We start from the raw sequence: 14,453 nt of genomic DNA on the forward strand, positions 1-14,453 counted from the left end.
GCCGCTCTATGTCTACTCCTCCGAAGGGTTACTGGATCGCCCGCGTCGATATCAGCGACGAGGAAGCGTACAGGACCTACACGGCCGCCAATGGTGAGGCTTTCGCCAAATACAGCGGGCGCTTTCTTGTTCGAGGCGGCCGACACGAGGCGGTTGAGGGAAAGGCGCGCTCCCGCAACGTGATCATCGAATTTCCCACCTACGAAGCCGCTCTCGCCTGCTGGCGCTCCGACGAATATCGAAGGGCCCGCAGCTTCCGGGACGGCGCGGCCACGGCCGAGGTCATCGTCATCGAGGGATATGAGCCGAGTTAACCGCGGGCTAAGGCATCTTCGACAAGGCTTCCAGGACGGCATGCGCCGCGGTGACGCGGGCGGGTATCGGGAAGTTTCTGTTCGCCAGCATCACGATGCCGATTTTCTTCGCAGGAACGAAGGCCACATAGGCGCCGAACCCGTTGGTCGAACCTGTTTTGTTGAACAGCGTCGGCTCGGTCGGCCTGTGCGGCGGCTTCAAGGGGGTGGCGGCGTTGGGCTCCATGATCATGGAACTGGAATTACCGGCCAGCAGCCGCTCCAGCGTGATCGGATAAGGATATTGCTCCCAGCCCAGCCCCTGCGCCATCTCGCCGACTTTGAAGTATGCCACATGGGTGCCCTCCACGGCCTGCTTCATCGCGGGCTCGAGCCTGTCTGGCTGGATGTTGCCTTCGACGTAGCGGATCATGTCGGCGGCGGTTGATTTCACGCCATAGGCCTCTGCGTCGAGAACGGCTCGGCTCACTCTTATGGGCTTGCCGGCTTTGTTGTAGCCCCAGGCATAGTTTCCCATCGCCGCCTCAGGAACCCGGATGTAGCTGCTGCCGAGGCCCAACGCGGGAAAGATATCGGTTTCGATGAGACGGGCGAAATTGCCGTTCATGGCAATGCCGGTGAGATGGCCGAAGAGCCCGATGCTGGGGTTGGAGTACCGCCGCTGCGCTCCCGGGGCGGCACCGGCTTTCCATTGCCGGAAATAGGCAGTCATCTCGGCGGTGTTGGTGATGCCTTCGGGAAACTGCAGAGGCAGTCCGCCTGCGGTGTAGGTGCCGAGATGAAGCAGCGTCGCCTCATCAACGGCGCTGCCGCTCAGCTGTGGCATGTACTTTCGGGGATGATCATCCAGCGAGAGCTTACCCAGCGCCTGCGCATAGGATGCCAGCGTGGCGGTGAACGTCTTGCTAATGGAGCCGATCTCGAACAGCGTGTCTTTCGTCACCGGCGCCTTGGTGTCCTTCGCGGCAACCCCATAGTTGAAGAAGTGCTGCTGGCCGCCGGCCGTCACGGCCACAGCGATACCGGGGACGTCGTGTTCCTTGAGAAGGGGTTGAAAGGCGCGATCCACGGCCTTGGCGATCTCGTCGCGCTGATCCGCTCCGGCGGCAGCACCCATCAGACAGGACGAGAGAAAGACCAATGCCAGGAAACGGACCAGGCGCGCGGGAACAATCATTGATGTCCTCATGGAGGTGGGTTGCTGACTCGGATCAGTCTGGAGTGGGGTGTGTTGGAGCGTCACCAACGCTTTGGATCGTTACGACGCGGGCATCGAAGGTACGGCACATGGTATCGTGGCATATCCCATTGAGCCAGACCTCGCCGCGCCCGAGCATGATCCCGCGCTGGGAGACATGGACGTCTTCCCATCGCTGTGAGGTGATAGCTGCTGCAATCTCCGGCGTGACGATGCGCTCATAGTTGGCCGCGAAGCCGGCCGGATCGGCAATCATCCGCCGCCGTCCATCGATTCGCACATTGATGGGGAAGCGCACCAGGCTGGCGACCGCCGTACGATCGCCCTTCCGCACGGCGTCCTGGAGGGTATCGAAGAGCTGACGGTATGACGCGGCATCGCCCAGCACCCGCTCAACCTGGGCATCCGGTTCATTTTCTTGCGCAAGACCAGCCGTCGCCGATAACAAGACAACTACCAACGCAAACAGAAATTTCATTGCAATTTGCTCCCAATTTGCAAGAGAGCGGTGATTCTCGATCAAACCATCAAAGTATAGGTGATCGCAGCAGAAGCAATGGGCGGCAAGCTGCTGGATGCCTGAGGCCGGTCGCAGAGCCTCCGGGCGAAAAGATGGTGGTCCTCTTCCGCTTCGGGGGCGGGAAGGCTATACCGCGCGAAGCTGAAAAAGGATGTCTTTTATGTCGGATATGAGGCTGGTTGTGGTCGGCGCCGGCGGGCGGATGGGGCGCGCTCTGATCCGTGCCATCGATGAGGCCCCTGGGATTACTTTGTCCGCCGCTGTCGAACGCAGCGGCAGCCCGTTTCTGGGCGAGGACGCGGGCATTCTGGCCGGGCTTTCCGCTTCAGGCATCAAACTCACGGATGACGCGCTTGCAGCCTTCGCCGCGGCCGACGGGGTGGTGGACTTCACCGCGCCTCAGGCGACGCGCGCCTTTGCGGAACTGGCCGCACAGGCCCGCATCGTCCACGTCATCGGCACCACCGGCCTGGAGCCGGAAGACATCGCTCGTCTTGATGCGGCGGCGAACCACGCGGTCATCGTTCGGTCCGGCAACATGAGCCTCGGGGTCAACCTGCTCGGGGCTCTGACGCGCAAGGTCGCGGCCACGCTAGGTTCGGATTTCGATATCGAGATCGTGGAGATGCATCACCGCCACAAGGTTGACGCACCCTCCGGCACGGCGCTCCTTTTGGGTGATGCGGCTGCCGCCGGCCGGGAGGTTCCCCTGGCCGAGAACGCGGTGCGGGTGCGCGACGGACACACCGGCCCCCGTCCCGAGGGCGCCATCGGCTTTGCCACCCTCAGAGGCGGTTCCGTTGTTGGCGATCACACGGTGATCTTTGCCGGTGCCGGCGAGCGGGTCGAGCTTGCCCATAAAGCTGAAGATCGCGCCATCTTCGCCCGCGGCGCGGTACGCGCCGCATTGTGGGGACGTGGAAAGAAGCCTGGCCATTACTCCATGGCCGACGTTCTCGGGATCGCTGATCTCTGAAATATCAACCGGATCAGGCAGGATCCACCAGCAGCGGCGCCTCGTGGAGATAGCGCGTTGACCGCCGCTTGGCCTCGATATCCTTCCAGATGTGCTGGACCTGATCGGCGGTGAGGCCAGCCGCCCCAGCAACCTCTTCCACGGGCGCATGGCTGTTGAGACCGAGGAGGCACAGGTCCATGACCTGCCAGGGCGCGGAGAAGTAGAACTCCTCCTGCGTCTGGGCGAGCGACCAGGTGTCGGTGGTCGGCGGCCGCCGGCGGATCTCCTCCGGCACGCCGAGATAAGCGGCGAGTTGATAGACCTGGCTCTTGTAGAGATGCGCGATGGGCTTCAGGTCGGCCGCGCCATCGCCGTTCTTCACGAAGAAGCCCTGGTCGTATTCAAGCCGATTGGGCGTGCCGGCCACGGCATAGTTCAGGCGATCGGCGTGGAAATATTCGATCTGCTTGCGGGTGCGCTGCTTCATGTTGGTGGCGGCGACCACGGCCAGATAGACATCGGCCGGCATACGCAGCTTCTGCTGCACTCCGTCCGGCGACTGCACCACGAGGTAGCTAATGTTGAAGCCCTCGTTCTCGATCACAACCTTACAGGCCCAACTCGCGCCATACTCAGGCACAAGTCGGCGGATGGCCTCGTCCCGCCGCTGATAACACCTGGCGGCATCGAGCATGGGGCCGATGTCCTCAAGCACCGTCGGCACGCCGAACGCATCCGCCACGAGGTGGCCCAGCGTCAGGCTCTCGTCTTCAGAGTCCCGTTCCGGCATCAGGATGCCGAGCACCCGGTCCGGTCCGAACGCGCGCGCCATCAAGGCAACCGTGACGCTGGAATCGATCCCGCCTGAAAGGCCGAGGACCGCGCCGCGACGACGCAGCACCTGCCCCATTTGTCGGCGCACCGTGCTGACGATGCGCTCCACCTCCGCCTCGGCGTCGAGAAGCAGCGCGTCGGCGGTGAAGACGGGAGTGGCCCGGGAGGGAGCTGTGCTGGCGTTCATGGTCATTCCGCTGCTTCGGTCATGCCGCAAAGACTGAGTTCGGCTACCAGCCGGCGGCTGATCTTGCCGGTGTCGGTTTTAGGAAGCTCGTCATGGAAGTCGAACTGCCGGGGAACCATGAAATCCTCGAGGTTCCTGACACAGTGGCGGGCGATATCGGCCTCGGTCAATCCGGCGCCAGGCTCCAGTGCGATGACGGCGCGCAGGGCCTCACCGAGGATGGGATCGGGCACGCCGATGACGGCGGCCTCTCGAACACCGGCAAGTGCGTAGAGCACATTCTCCACTTCCTTGGGACTGACCTTCTCGCCCTTGGTTTTGATGATGTCGTCCTTGCGGCCGACGAAATAGAGAAAACCGTCGGCATCGGTGCGGAAGAGGTCGCCGGTATGGAGCACCTTTTCCCAAGGGAAGGGGCCTGACCGCAGCGCCTTGGCGGTGGCCTCCTCATTCTCCCAATAGCCCTTCATGACGTGAGGACCCCGGATCACGAGCTCGCCCACCACGTTCGGCCCGACCCTCCGGCCGGTCTCATCGACCACATAGGCTTCGGTGCCGGGAATCGCGATGCCAACCGATCCCGCCCGGCGATCAAGCTCGGCCGGCGGCAGATAGGTGCAGCGCTTGCACTCGGTGAGACCATACATGGAATAGACGGTCGCGGAGGGGAACAGCTGACGCAGCCGATCGATATGAGCAGGCGGCAGGGCGGCGGCGGTGTTGGTGATGTAGCGCAGCGTCGGGTAGTCGCCCGGCTTCAGATCCCGCATCTGCAGCACGATGGCCGCCATGGTTGGCACCAGCGGCAGGCCCGTGACCTTTTCCTCCGCCACGCGCTTGAAAATGGCGGCGGGGAAGGTAAAGGATTTCTCCAGGACCAGCGTCGCGCCCAGCTTCATCGCCATGAGCACCTGGTAGAGCCCATAATCAAAGGAAATAGGCAGCGCGTTGAGGATGATGTCGTCGGCCGTGTTTTCCAGATAGGTGGTGATGGAACTTGCCGCGGCCACCACGTTCTGGTGGGTCATCATCACGCCCTTGGGAAAGCCGGTTGAGCCGGAGGTATAGACCAGCATTGCAAGGTCGATTTCGATGCCGGCGAAACGCTTGGGCCGGTCGCCGTACTCGCCTGACGTCATCGCCTCGAAGCGTTCGGCCCCCGCGGGGCAGGTCCCCTCGGGGGCATTGGCAACCACGGTGATGGTGACGGAGGGCGTTGCCGACGCGGCCTCCTGTGCGACCGGGGCAAGCCGATGCTGCGTGATGAGGGTCGAAGCACGGCAGTTGCCGAGGATGTAACCCAGCTTGTCCGCCTTGGTGGAGGCGTTGACGGGGCTGAAAACACCCCCCGCCTTCAAGACGCCAAAAATGGCGACCACGGCCTCCCAGGCATTGTCCATGAAGATGACGGCGCGGTCGCCGCGTTGAAAGCCGAGCGCGATGAGGCCGGCGGCAAACCGCCCTGTCTCGCGGTCGAGCTCGGCAAAGCTGATCCGCCGCCCACCCGCGACCAGAGCCGTCTTGGCCGGATGCCGCGCAGCGCTGTCTTCCAGGAACCGTTCGACCCGCATGGCCATCTTTCCTCGTTACGATCAGGCGACGGAGGCGATGCTGGCCTGCTTGAAGCGCACGAAGGCGCTGATGCTGGCGATGCTGTCGAGGTTCTCCGGAACAATGTCGGCGTCGGCGATATGGATGCCGAAGTCGCTTTCCAGGAACGACACCAGCTCAAGCACGCCGGTGGAGTCGATGACACCGGCTTCGATCAGCGAGGCATCATTGGCGAAGGCGTCGAGGTTGTCGGCGAACAGGAAGTTGTCCTGGATGAAGGCGCGGATGCGGCTTTCGGTGCTGTCGGTCATTGTGGCGTTCCTTCCGAAGGTCAGGCGATCTTGCGAGCGGGCGGTTGGGCCGCTTGTTTCGTGAACATGTCGTGCCAGAGCTGAGTGGAGACGATCCCCACCAGAGCGGCGTTGTCTTTGAAGCCCAGGGGGCGGCCTGAATTGCACTTGGTCATCAGTTTTTCGACCGCGCGGGGCTCGAACAGGCCGGCGTCACGGACGCGATCGGTGGCGAGCGTGTCGCTCACCCAGGCTGGCGCATCAGGACCGGAGAAGGACGGCGCATCGGGGGCGCGGTAGGGCTGCTTGATGCGGTTTGCAATCGTCTTTGGCAGAAGGTCCTGGAAGGCATCGCGCAGGATGTGCTTCTCCCGAAGCGCGCGCATTTTGAACCTGGGCGGAATTCGCGCGGCAAACTCCACCACGCGATGGTCGAGGAAGGGAAAGCGGCCTTCCACGGCGTTGGCCATGGCCGCGCGATCACCCTGGCTCGACAGGATGTATCCGGGCAGCAGCAGTCCGGCCTCCAGATACTGCGCCTGCGACAGCGGATGCCAGCGCGGGAAATCGGCCGGCAGGCGGTCGCGCAGGTCCGCCAGCGCATCATATCCGCCAAGTTCGGCTTTGAGGGCGCCGGAGAAGAACATCTTCGCCGATGCCGTGTTGCGGAAGCGCGGCAGATGAGAGAACAGCGGGTCGGTCTCGTCGCCGGGGCGTGCACCGAAGAAGCTCTCCAGATATGTCTGGCTCTGTCCGGCCAGACGCGGCAGGTAGGGATAGAGCTTCCTTAGCAGCAGAGGCCTGCGCGACGACTGCGGCTGTGCCGCTATGAAGCGGCGGATCTTCGCTTCCTTGAAGATATCATAGCCGGCAAACAACTCGTCCGCACCTTCGCCGGTGAGGACAACCTTAAAGTGCTCATCGCGCACCAGTGCCGAAAGCCGGTGCAGTGGGGCCGGCGCTGTGCGCAGGATCGGCCGCTCGGCCGCCTTTATCACCTGAGGGAAAAGTGCGCCGATATCGGCGGGCGTGGTGGCAACGGCCGAATGCGCCGTGCCGAGGGCAGCCACCATCTCGTTCTGAAACGCCGTCTCGTCGAATTCGGCATTGTCGAAGGTGACGGAAAACGTCCGCAGCCGGTCCGAGCGGATGTGTTTGACAGCAGCCGTGATGATGGATGAGTCCAGCCCACCCGAGAGGTAGGCGCCGACAGGAACATCGGAGCGCAACCGAAGCTCTGTCGCGTCGAGAAGGAGCGCACGCAACTCTTCCCGAATCTCAGGTTCCGAACGACGATCTTCCTCCTCCTCGCCGCTGCGGGGATAGGTCAGGCGCCAGTAGGGTTCACAGACCAGCCGGTCGCTTTCGGCGATCAATCGGTGGCCGGGCTCGAGCTCCTCGATGCCCTTGAAGCCGGTGCGCGGCGCGAGAGGACACCAGAAGGTGAAGATCTGATCGAGGGCGATGGGATCGATCTCGGCGGTGATGCCGGGCACAGTCAGAAGTGCCTTGATCTCCGAGGCGAAATAGATGCAGCGGCCCTGGCGCGTGAAGAAGAACGGACGCACGCCCATGCGGTCGCGGGAGGCGAAGAGCCGGCGCTGGCGCGCATCATGGAGCGCGAAGGCGAAATCGCCGTTGAAGCGGGAGACGCAGTCCACGTCCCATTGTCGATAGGCGTGCAGAATGACCTCGGTGTCCGAAGCGGTTCGGAATATATGTCCGTGGCGCTCCAGTTCGGTTTTCAGCTCGACGTAGTTGAAGATCTCCCCATTGAAGGTGATCGACAGCTCATCATCGGCCGTGCGCATGGGCTGTTGCCCCGAGGCGATGTCGATGATCGACAGGCGTGCATGAGCAAGGCCGGCGGTCTCCTTGATATGGATGCCGCTGGCGTCAGGGCCACGGTGCCTGACAGCGCCGATCATATCCGCAAGCACGGCCGCGGCCCCGTTGGGTGGCTGCCCAAAAAATCCCGCAATCCCGCACATTTTTCCCCCGGTATGCCGTGCTTCAACCGGCCATAATCAGATTAATGGTCGTTGAAACAAATATAATAAAAAAACACCGTCCGGTTTAGTAAAGTAAATACCGGTAAATAGGTTAACGTTATTGCTTAACAGCGGGAGGGAATGAGTGGCCGATCAACTGCATCCAGGTCTCGCCGGCAACTCCCGTGACGAAGGCATCTCCTGATAGCAGTGGCGACAGAAGATCCGGCCGTGTGGTGTGCACGATGGTGGAGGCGCGCTGGGAGAAGAAGCACTGATGGAGCCCCAGCGCCGTCATGTTCGCGGGTTCAGCCCGGCCTTTGACAGCCACGGCGCCACGAGCGCGCGCGTCTTCAATCAGCCGGGTTGCCGTTTCCATCATATGCTTCGGCTCGGCCAGCAACTGCCGCACATAGGCGAAGCGGCCCGCATAGACGTGGTAGATGTAGAGACCGACAGGCACACCGCGATGTGTGACGGCGCGAGCGACATAATCGCCATATCCGCGCTTGACCGAACCATGCTCGATCCTGCGTGCCAATGCGGCTCCGTCGAACGCGGGCCGCATGGTCCGGCCGGCCGTCAGCCGCAGGATCAGGTCGGCAGTCTCATCCGCGCCGATATCGGCCTCGCCGTAGGCCGCGTCCAGGGTAACGGACGCCTGGCGCAGCGGCGCCGCCAGCAGGTCGATGGCGTGGGCGAAAGGTCTCGCCACATGCGCGATGGCATAACGGCGCCGCGCGACGTCCAGTGCAAAGCGCGCGGGATGGAGGATCTTGATGTAATCCAGGCTGTAGCCCGGCACGGAGCGGCTGCCGATCGTGTCCCACATGCGTCGTGACACCGCATTGGCCGTCTCGCTCAGCACTATGTCGTAGCCGCCCGTGGCAACCGCCCGCACCAGCCGCGCACCCGTCAACGGGTTGCTTCGCGGGTCCTCCACCATCAGCGAACCCACCATGGCAACGCGAACGCTCTGCTCGCCCACGTGGAAGAGGGTCGGCACCACACCGACGAAGCCCGTGATGCGTCCGGCTTCGGCAAACACCAGCGAGCCGTTGGCAAGGCTGCCGTAGGTCGTCGTCAGGAAGATGTCCTGAAAGCAGCGGGCGAGGGCATCGATGTTGACGTGGCGCTCGCGCATGAAGACACGCCGGAACAGACCTGCCACGTCACTGGCGTCGGCCGGCGCGAACGGGCGGATGCCGGAGAGAGCCATCGCAGGTATCGGGTCACTGGTCACCATGGGCCTCACGGTATCGCCCCATAGCCGGGTTTCGCCACGCCGGCGCCGCCCACGATGAAGGCGTGGAGACCGAGCCGGCGCCGAACCGTCCGATAGAGCATGAGGGCTTCCACACCCGTGCCGATGGTCACGGCAAACGCGGCCCCGGTGAGGCCGTAAAGCGGGATCAGCATGAGGCTCGCGCCAAGGTTCGCCACGAAAGCTGCAGCATAGACGCGTGCGACAGCGCGCTGCTCGCCCAGCATGGTCAAGACCCGCTCCGCCGGTCCCACCGACGCCCGGCACAGGAAGGCAAGGGCAAGGATCGGCAGAAGACTGTAGCCCGCCGTGAAATCTGGGCCGAACAGAGCGAGGATGAACCGCCCCAGCAGCAGGATCACCGCCATCAGCGCGGCGGTGCTCCAGAAGGTCGCCTTTACCGCCTGCGCCAGAAGCTGTTCCAGCCCGGCCCGGTCGCCGGCCACCTGCCGCTCCACGAATCTGTGGCCCATGACGGCAGCGATGGCGAAGCCGATGAAGCTCGTGATGCCGACCACCTTGAGAGCGGCATAATAGATCGCGACATCCGCGGGCTCGGCATAGATGTTGAGGACAATGATATCCGCATAGGTGAACAGGCTGACGCAGCAGATCGAGGCGAAGATCTGCAGCGAGACCGACAGCCAGGATCTGAACCGGTAGTCGCGGGGACCCGGCCCCACGGCGGCGCGCAGGTGCCGCCCCAGCAGCACAAGCTGAATGCTCGCAAGAGCCCAGGTCGCGATCACGGCGGCAGTGACACCCGTCACGGCATCGGTGGTGAAGCCCATGAGATGTGCGCCGCCCACCAGCAGCACCAGCATGATGGGCCGGCCGATCAGGGGCGGCACGAGGCCAAGATTGACCCGGTCGAACGAGCGGGCGATGCCGTCCATCACATTGACCACCGCATAGGCCGGCAGGGCAAAGGCCGCGATGGTGATGACGCGGGGGTCGATGTTGGAAAGCCAGGGCGCCGCCAGATGCGCCAGTGCGATCAGAACCAGCATGGCTGCCGTGGCGGCGGCGAAGGTGAAGAGCCGGCTCGACAGCAGAAACCCTCTTAAGGCCGCTGCTTCGCCGTGGTGGCGTGCCTCCGGAATGACGCGCTGCGCGGTCATGACGAAGCCGAGCGGCATCAGATCGCCGACCATGACGATGATGGTCCAGGCGAAGATGTAGACACCGAACTCATGGCTCCCCATCCAGCGCGCCAGGAGGATCTGGGTGACGAGCAGCATGGCCGCGCTGGTGACGCGCACCATGAAAGCCATGCCGGCCGTCAGCCATGCCCTGCGGCCCTCGTCCTGCCGCATCAGCCGGGCAGCCAAGGCCTTCAGGTCCTGGCGGGACGAGATGGAGGGAAACTTCGGCACGAACGTCCTCTTGCCCAATCCATCGCACGAGGGTGCGACGGCGTGCCGCTCGTTCTGCGCGTGGAGGCGCAAAGATACCGTTAAACGGGAACGGTCGGCGCGGCGTTGCGCGCCATTAATTCAATGTTGTCACACCCCTCGTATGAGAGTGATCCCGCGGCTGGTCCCGCGGCGCTTTCTGACGTCCATGCGAGGCGCGACGATGACCGAGATTCGGCCGCTTGCGGCGGAGGATATCCCCGCGATCGGAACGCTGTTCCAGCGGGTGTTCCGCAACCCGAAGGATCCCGCACCGGAAGCTCTGCTCGACTGCATGCGGGAGCTTTTCTTCCGCCATCCCTGGCGCGATCCTGCGATCCAGAGCCAGGTCTATGTGACGCCGGAGCGGACCATCGGCGGCTATATCGGCGTGATCCCGCTGCGCATGCGCCTCAAGGGCCGCGTCTTGAGCGCCGCCGCGCCCACCACCATCGCCGTGGCGGAACCGGCCAAGAACCCCATGGCCGGGGCGCTCCTGCTGCGCACCTTCATGAACGGGGCACAGGATGTCTCGGTCTCAGAGCCCATCAATCCCATTGCCGTTGGCATGTGGGAGAAATTCTCGGCGCGCGCCGCCACCATGGAAAGCATGGAATGGCTCGCCCTGTTTCGCCCCGCCGCCTTCGCGGCTTCCCTCGCGGCGGAGCGCTTTCCGCTGACGCGCTTCGGCAGACCGGTCGCAGGCCCGCTCGATCGCATGCTGGCCCGTTATCTCGCGCGCGACCCGCACCGGGTGACCGCGCAGAACCAGGCGGAAGTGCAGGATCTGCCGCGCGACCAATTCATCCGCGCGTTCATCCAGCTTGCCGACGAGGCTTACGACCTCACGCCCGACTGGGATGAGGAAACGCTGGGATGGCAGCTTGCCCACGCCAGCGGCAACCGCAAGCGCGGCCCCCTGCAGCACCGCCTCGTGGTGGATCGCAACGACAGGGTCATCGGCGGCTACATCTATCATGCCCATCCTGGCGGTGTGGCCTGGGTCATCCAACTGCTGTCGCGGCCGGACACGGCCCTGCAGGTTGTGGACGCCATGCTGCTGCAACTCGACGCCGAAGGCTATGTCTCGGCGAAAGGTCGCACGCAGGCCCGCCTCGTGGAGCCGCTTCTCAAGCGCCGTGCGCTGATGTTCCGCCGCCATTCCGCCATGGTGCATGCGCGCGATCCGGAGATCCTGGCGGCGGTTCATGAAGGCCGCGGCATCACCAGCGGCTTTGCCGGAGAGACCTGGACCCGTCTCGTCAGCGACCGCTATACGCCCTGACCGGTGGCGGCCTTGCCGGCCTCCCAACCCAGCATGGCGCGCTTGCGCGTCAGGCCCCAATGATAGCCGGTCAGCGCGCCCGTTGAGCCGATGACCCGGTGGCAGGGGACCACGAAGGAGATGGGGTTGCGCCCCACGGCCGCGCCCACCGCACGTGAGGCGGACGGCTTGCCTATGTGGCTGGCGATCCGCCCATAGGTGGTGGCGCGGCCCATGGGAATCGCCAGCAGTGTTTCCCACACCCGGATCTCAAAGTCCGTGCCGATCATGACCACCCGCAACGGCCGGTCCTGCGACCATTCGGCCGGATCGAACACACGCGCCGCAACCGTCGCTGTGGCGGGTCCATCCTGCAGAAACTGCGCGTTGGGCCAACGCCGCGTCATGTCCTCCAGAGCCGCGGCCTCTTCGCCCGCGTCGGCGAAGGCGAGGCCGCACAACCCCCGCGGTGTCGCCATCACCAGCGCCTGCCCGAAGGGAGAGGGATGGAAGCCCCAGGAGATGGTCAGGCCGCCGCCGCGCGCTTTCCATTCGCCCGGTGACATGGCTTCATGGGTGACGAAGAGATCATGCAACCGGCCGGGGCCGGAGAGGCCGAGCTCATAGGCGGCATCGAGCACGTTGTCCGCCTCGCGCAGCAGTCCGCGCGCGCGGTCCATGGTGACGGCCTGAAGAAAGGCCTTGGGTGTCAGCCCGGCCCAGCGGCGGAAGAGGGCATGGAGCTCGCCCGGGCCAACGCCCGCCGCCTCGGCGATTGTCTCCACATCCGGCTGGCGGCGCCATTCTTCGGAGATGAAGGCGACGGCGCGGCGCACGACGTCATAGTCGGCGCAAGGGTCTAATGTCTGAACAGGTGCAAGCATGGCAGTGCCTCCGATGTTGCGTCCACTGTCCCTCATGCCGCCCGCCCGAGCCACCCGTTTTCTAGCCGTGATCGGCGCGGCGCTCCAGTATGGCTTTCGCGGCCAGCGTCAGCAGCGATATCAGCGCCAGCACGGAGGAGGCGGCGAAGGCGCCAAGGGCGTTGTAGTCGTTGAAGAGCAGCTCGATCTGCAGCGGCAGCGTCATGGTTTGGCCCCGAACGCTGCCGGAGACGATGGACACGCCGCCAAACTCACCCATCACACGGGCATTGCAGAGGATCGCGCCATAGAGCAGCGCCCAGCGGATGTTGGGCAGCGTCACGAGGCGGAAGATCTGGAAGCCGTTGGCACCCAGCGAATAGGCAGCCTCCTCGTCGTCGCTGCCCTGCTGCTGCATCAGCGGGATCAGCTCGCGCGCCACGAAAGGCGAGGTCACGAACAGGCTGACGAGGAAGATCGCCCAGATCGTGAACATGATCTGCAGGCCCGCCTCCTGGAGGGCCGGTCCGAACAGGCCCTGCGCGCCGTAGAGAAAGAGGTAGGTGACGCCGGCGACGATGGGCGACACGGAGAAGGGGATCTCGATGACGCTGATCAGAAGCTTTCGACCCGGGAAGCGATAGCGCGTCACCAGCCATGCCGCGGCGATGCCGAAGCCGATGTTGATGGGCACCACCACGAGCGCGGTCAGCACGGTGAGACCGATGGCATGGAGTGTGGCCGGCTCCATGATCTTCGAAACATAGACCGCAACACCGGCCTTGAACGCCTCGACGAAGATCACCGCCAGCGGCACGGCGAGGAAGACGAGGGCGAGAACCAGCGCGAGGGCGATCAGCGCGATCTCACTGCCGCTGCGTCCGTGGCGAACGTGCGTCATGCGCTTAGGAGCGTTCGGCATAGCGGAGCTGCCAGGCTTGGAGGGAGTTGGTGATGATGAGCAGCAGGAAGGCTGCGGCCAGAAGAACGGTCGCCAGTGCCGCGGCGCTGGCATAGTCATATTCATCGAGTCGGATGAACATCAGCAGCGAGATGATTTCGGTCTCGAACGGAAGATTTCCGGCGATGAAGACCACGGCTCCGAACTCGCCGATGCTGCGGGCGAAGGCCAGCGTGCAGCCGGCGGTGAAGGCCGGCAGGATGGTGGGCCAGATCACCTTCGTGAAGATCTGCCAGCGCGTGGCGCCCAGCGCATGAGCCGCCTCTTCCAGCTCGCCCTGCATGTCCTCCAGCACCGGCTGGACGGTCCGCACCACGAAGGGCGTGGAGGTGAAAGCCATGGCGATCATGATGCCGAGCGGCGTATAGGCGACCTTGATCCCCAGTGGCTCAAGAAATTGGCCGAAGACGCCGTTGTTGGAAAAGACGGTGACCAGCGCAAGACCCGCAACAGCCGTCGGTAGCGCAAATGGAAGATCGACGAGACCATCGAGCAGCCGCCGCCCCGGGAAGCGGTAGCGCACCAGCACCCAGGCGATGAGAAGGCCTTGAATGGCGTTAAAAACAGTTGCGCCAGCGGCTGCAAGAAAGGTGACGCGGAACGCTGAAAGCGACCGCTCCGACGTGACGATCGACCAGAAGTCCGCCCAACCGAGGCTTGCCGCCTTGAACAGCATCGCCGTCAGCGGCATGGCCACGATGATAACGAGGTAGAGCAGCGTCACGCCCAGGGTGAGCCCGAAGCCGGGAAGCAGATGGCGACGTGCGGGGGATGAAGCGGACATCTGTACGGCAGCCTGAAATGCGTGATGGCCGGGTCATGCCGGCCATCCGAAATCGATCACATGGATGAGCGATAACTCTG

General features: G+C 64.1%; 14 protein-coding genes. 3 read left to right on the forward strand and 11 right to left on the reverse strand.

Annotated features, from left to right (window positions below):
• The first annotated feature begins 8 nt into the window (after positions 1-8).
• Positions 9-314, forward strand: a complete 306-nt coding sequence (locus IEV58_RS01860; protein WP_188407999.1) for a DUF1330 domain-containing protein — start codon at positions 9-11, stop codon at positions 312-314.
• 7 nt (positions 315-321) lie between these two features.
• Here the strand turns inward: IEV58_RS01860 and ampC are convergent, their stop codons facing one another.
• Both ampC and IEV58_RS01870 read right to left on the reverse strand, forming a co-directional pair.
• A complete protein-coding gene (gene ampC / locus IEV58_RS01865) occupies positions 322-1,491 on the reverse strand; it encodes a class C beta-lactamase (RefSeq protein WP_229729118.1) in 1,170 nt (389 codons plus the stop codon).
• A 34-nt stretch (positions 1,492-1,525) separates the two neighbouring features.
• On the reverse strand, positions 1,526-1,990 hold the full coding sequence (locus tag IEV58_RS01870; protein ID WP_188408001.1) for a hypothetical protein: 465 nt from the start codon (positions 1,988-1,990) through the stop codon (positions 1,526-1,528).
• Positions 1,991-2,192: 202 nt separating this feature from the next.
• Between IEV58_RS01870 and dapB the strand changes: the two genes are divergently transcribed.
• The gene (gene dapB, locus IEV58_RS01875; RefSeq protein WP_229729119.1) at positions 2,193-3,008 is read left to right on the forward strand and encodes a 4-hydroxy-tetrahydrodipicolinate reductase; all 816 of its coding nucleotides are present in this window, start codon (positions 2,193-2,195) and stop codon (positions 3,006-3,008) included.
• A 13-nt stretch (positions 3,009-3,021) separates the two neighbouring features.
• Here dapB and nadE read toward each other — a convergent pair whose 3' ends face one another.
• From nadE to IEV58_RS01905, 6 genes are all read right to left on the reverse strand, one after another.
• Positions 3,022-4,011 carry an NAD(+) synthase gene (gene nadE, locus IEV58_RS01880; RefSeq protein ID WP_188409045.1) on the reverse strand — a complete coding sequence of 330 codons (990 nt, stop codon included), beginning with the start codon at positions 4,009-4,011 and terminating at the stop codon, positions 3,022-3,024.
• 2 nt (positions 4,012-4,013) lie between these two features.
• Positions 4,014-5,582, reverse strand: a complete 1,569-nt coding sequence (locus IEV58_RS01885) for a class I adenylate-forming enzyme family protein (RefSeq protein ID WP_188408002.1) — start codon at positions 5,580-5,582, stop codon at positions 4,014-4,016.
• A 21-nt stretch (positions 5,583-5,603) separates the two neighbouring features.
• Positions 5,604-5,873 (reverse strand): acyl carrier protein, encoded by a 270-nt coding sequence (locus IEV58_RS01890; protein ID WP_188408003.1) that lies wholly within the window; start codon positions 5,871-5,873, stop codon positions 5,604-5,606.
• Between the two features lie 20 nt (positions 5,874-5,893).
• Positions 5,894-7,843, reverse strand: a complete 1,950-nt coding sequence (gene asnB / locus IEV58_RS01895; RefSeq protein ID WP_188408004.1) for an asparagine synthase (glutamine-hydrolyzing) — start codon at positions 7,841-7,843, stop codon at positions 5,894-5,896.
• Between the two features lie 118 nt (positions 7,844-7,961).
• A complete protein-coding gene (locus tag IEV58_RS01900; protein ID WP_188408005.1) occupies positions 7,962-9,089 on the reverse strand; it encodes a hypothetical protein in 1,128 nt (375 codons plus the stop codon).
• 5 nt (positions 9,090-9,094) lie between these two features.
• Positions 9,095-10,483 (reverse strand): lipopolysaccharide biosynthesis protein, encoded by a 1,389-nt coding sequence (locus IEV58_RS01905; protein WP_188408006.1) that lies wholly within the window; start codon positions 10,481-10,483, stop codon positions 9,095-9,097.
• A 202-nt stretch (positions 10,484-10,685) separates the two neighbouring features.
• Between IEV58_RS01905 and IEV58_RS01910 the strand changes: the two genes are divergently transcribed.
• Positions 10,686-11,786 (forward strand): hypothetical protein, encoded by a 1,101-nt coding sequence (locus IEV58_RS01910; RefSeq protein ID WP_188408007.1) that lies wholly within the window; start codon positions 10,686-10,688, stop codon positions 11,784-11,786.
• On the opposite strand, the gene IEV58_RS18345 is transcribed toward IEV58_RS01910, so the two are convergent.
• From IEV58_RS18345 to cysT, 3 genes are all read right to left on the reverse strand, one after another.
• Complete coding sequence (locus tag IEV58_RS18345; protein WP_188408008.1) at positions 11,774-12,649, reverse strand: methylated-DNA--[protein]-cysteine S-methyltransferase; 876 nt, start codon at positions 12,647-12,649, stop codon at positions 11,774-11,776. The genes IEV58_RS01910 and IEV58_RS18345 overlap by 13 nt on opposite strands.
• Positions 12,650-12,710: 61 nt before the next feature.
• The gene (cysW, locus tag IEV58_RS01920) at positions 12,711-13,550 is read right to left on the reverse strand and encodes a sulfate ABC transporter permease subunit CysW (protein ID WP_229729121.1); all 840 of its coding nucleotides are present in this window, start codon (positions 13,548-13,550) and stop codon (positions 12,711-12,713) included.
• Positions 13,534-14,373, reverse strand: a complete 840-nt coding sequence (gene cysT / locus IEV58_RS01925) for a sulfate ABC transporter permease subunit CysT (RefSeq protein ID WP_188408010.1) — start codon at positions 14,371-14,373, stop codon at positions 13,534-13,536. Before cysT ends, cysW begins: the two co-directional genes overlap by 17 nt.
• Between the last annotated feature and the right edge of the window lie 80 nt (positions 14,374-14,453).

Source organism: Agaricicola taiwanensis (assembly GCF_014635245.1).
GTDB classification, from domain to species: Bacteria; Pseudomonadota; Alphaproteobacteria; order Rhizobiales; family Methylopilaceae; genus Agaricicola; species Agaricicola taiwanensis.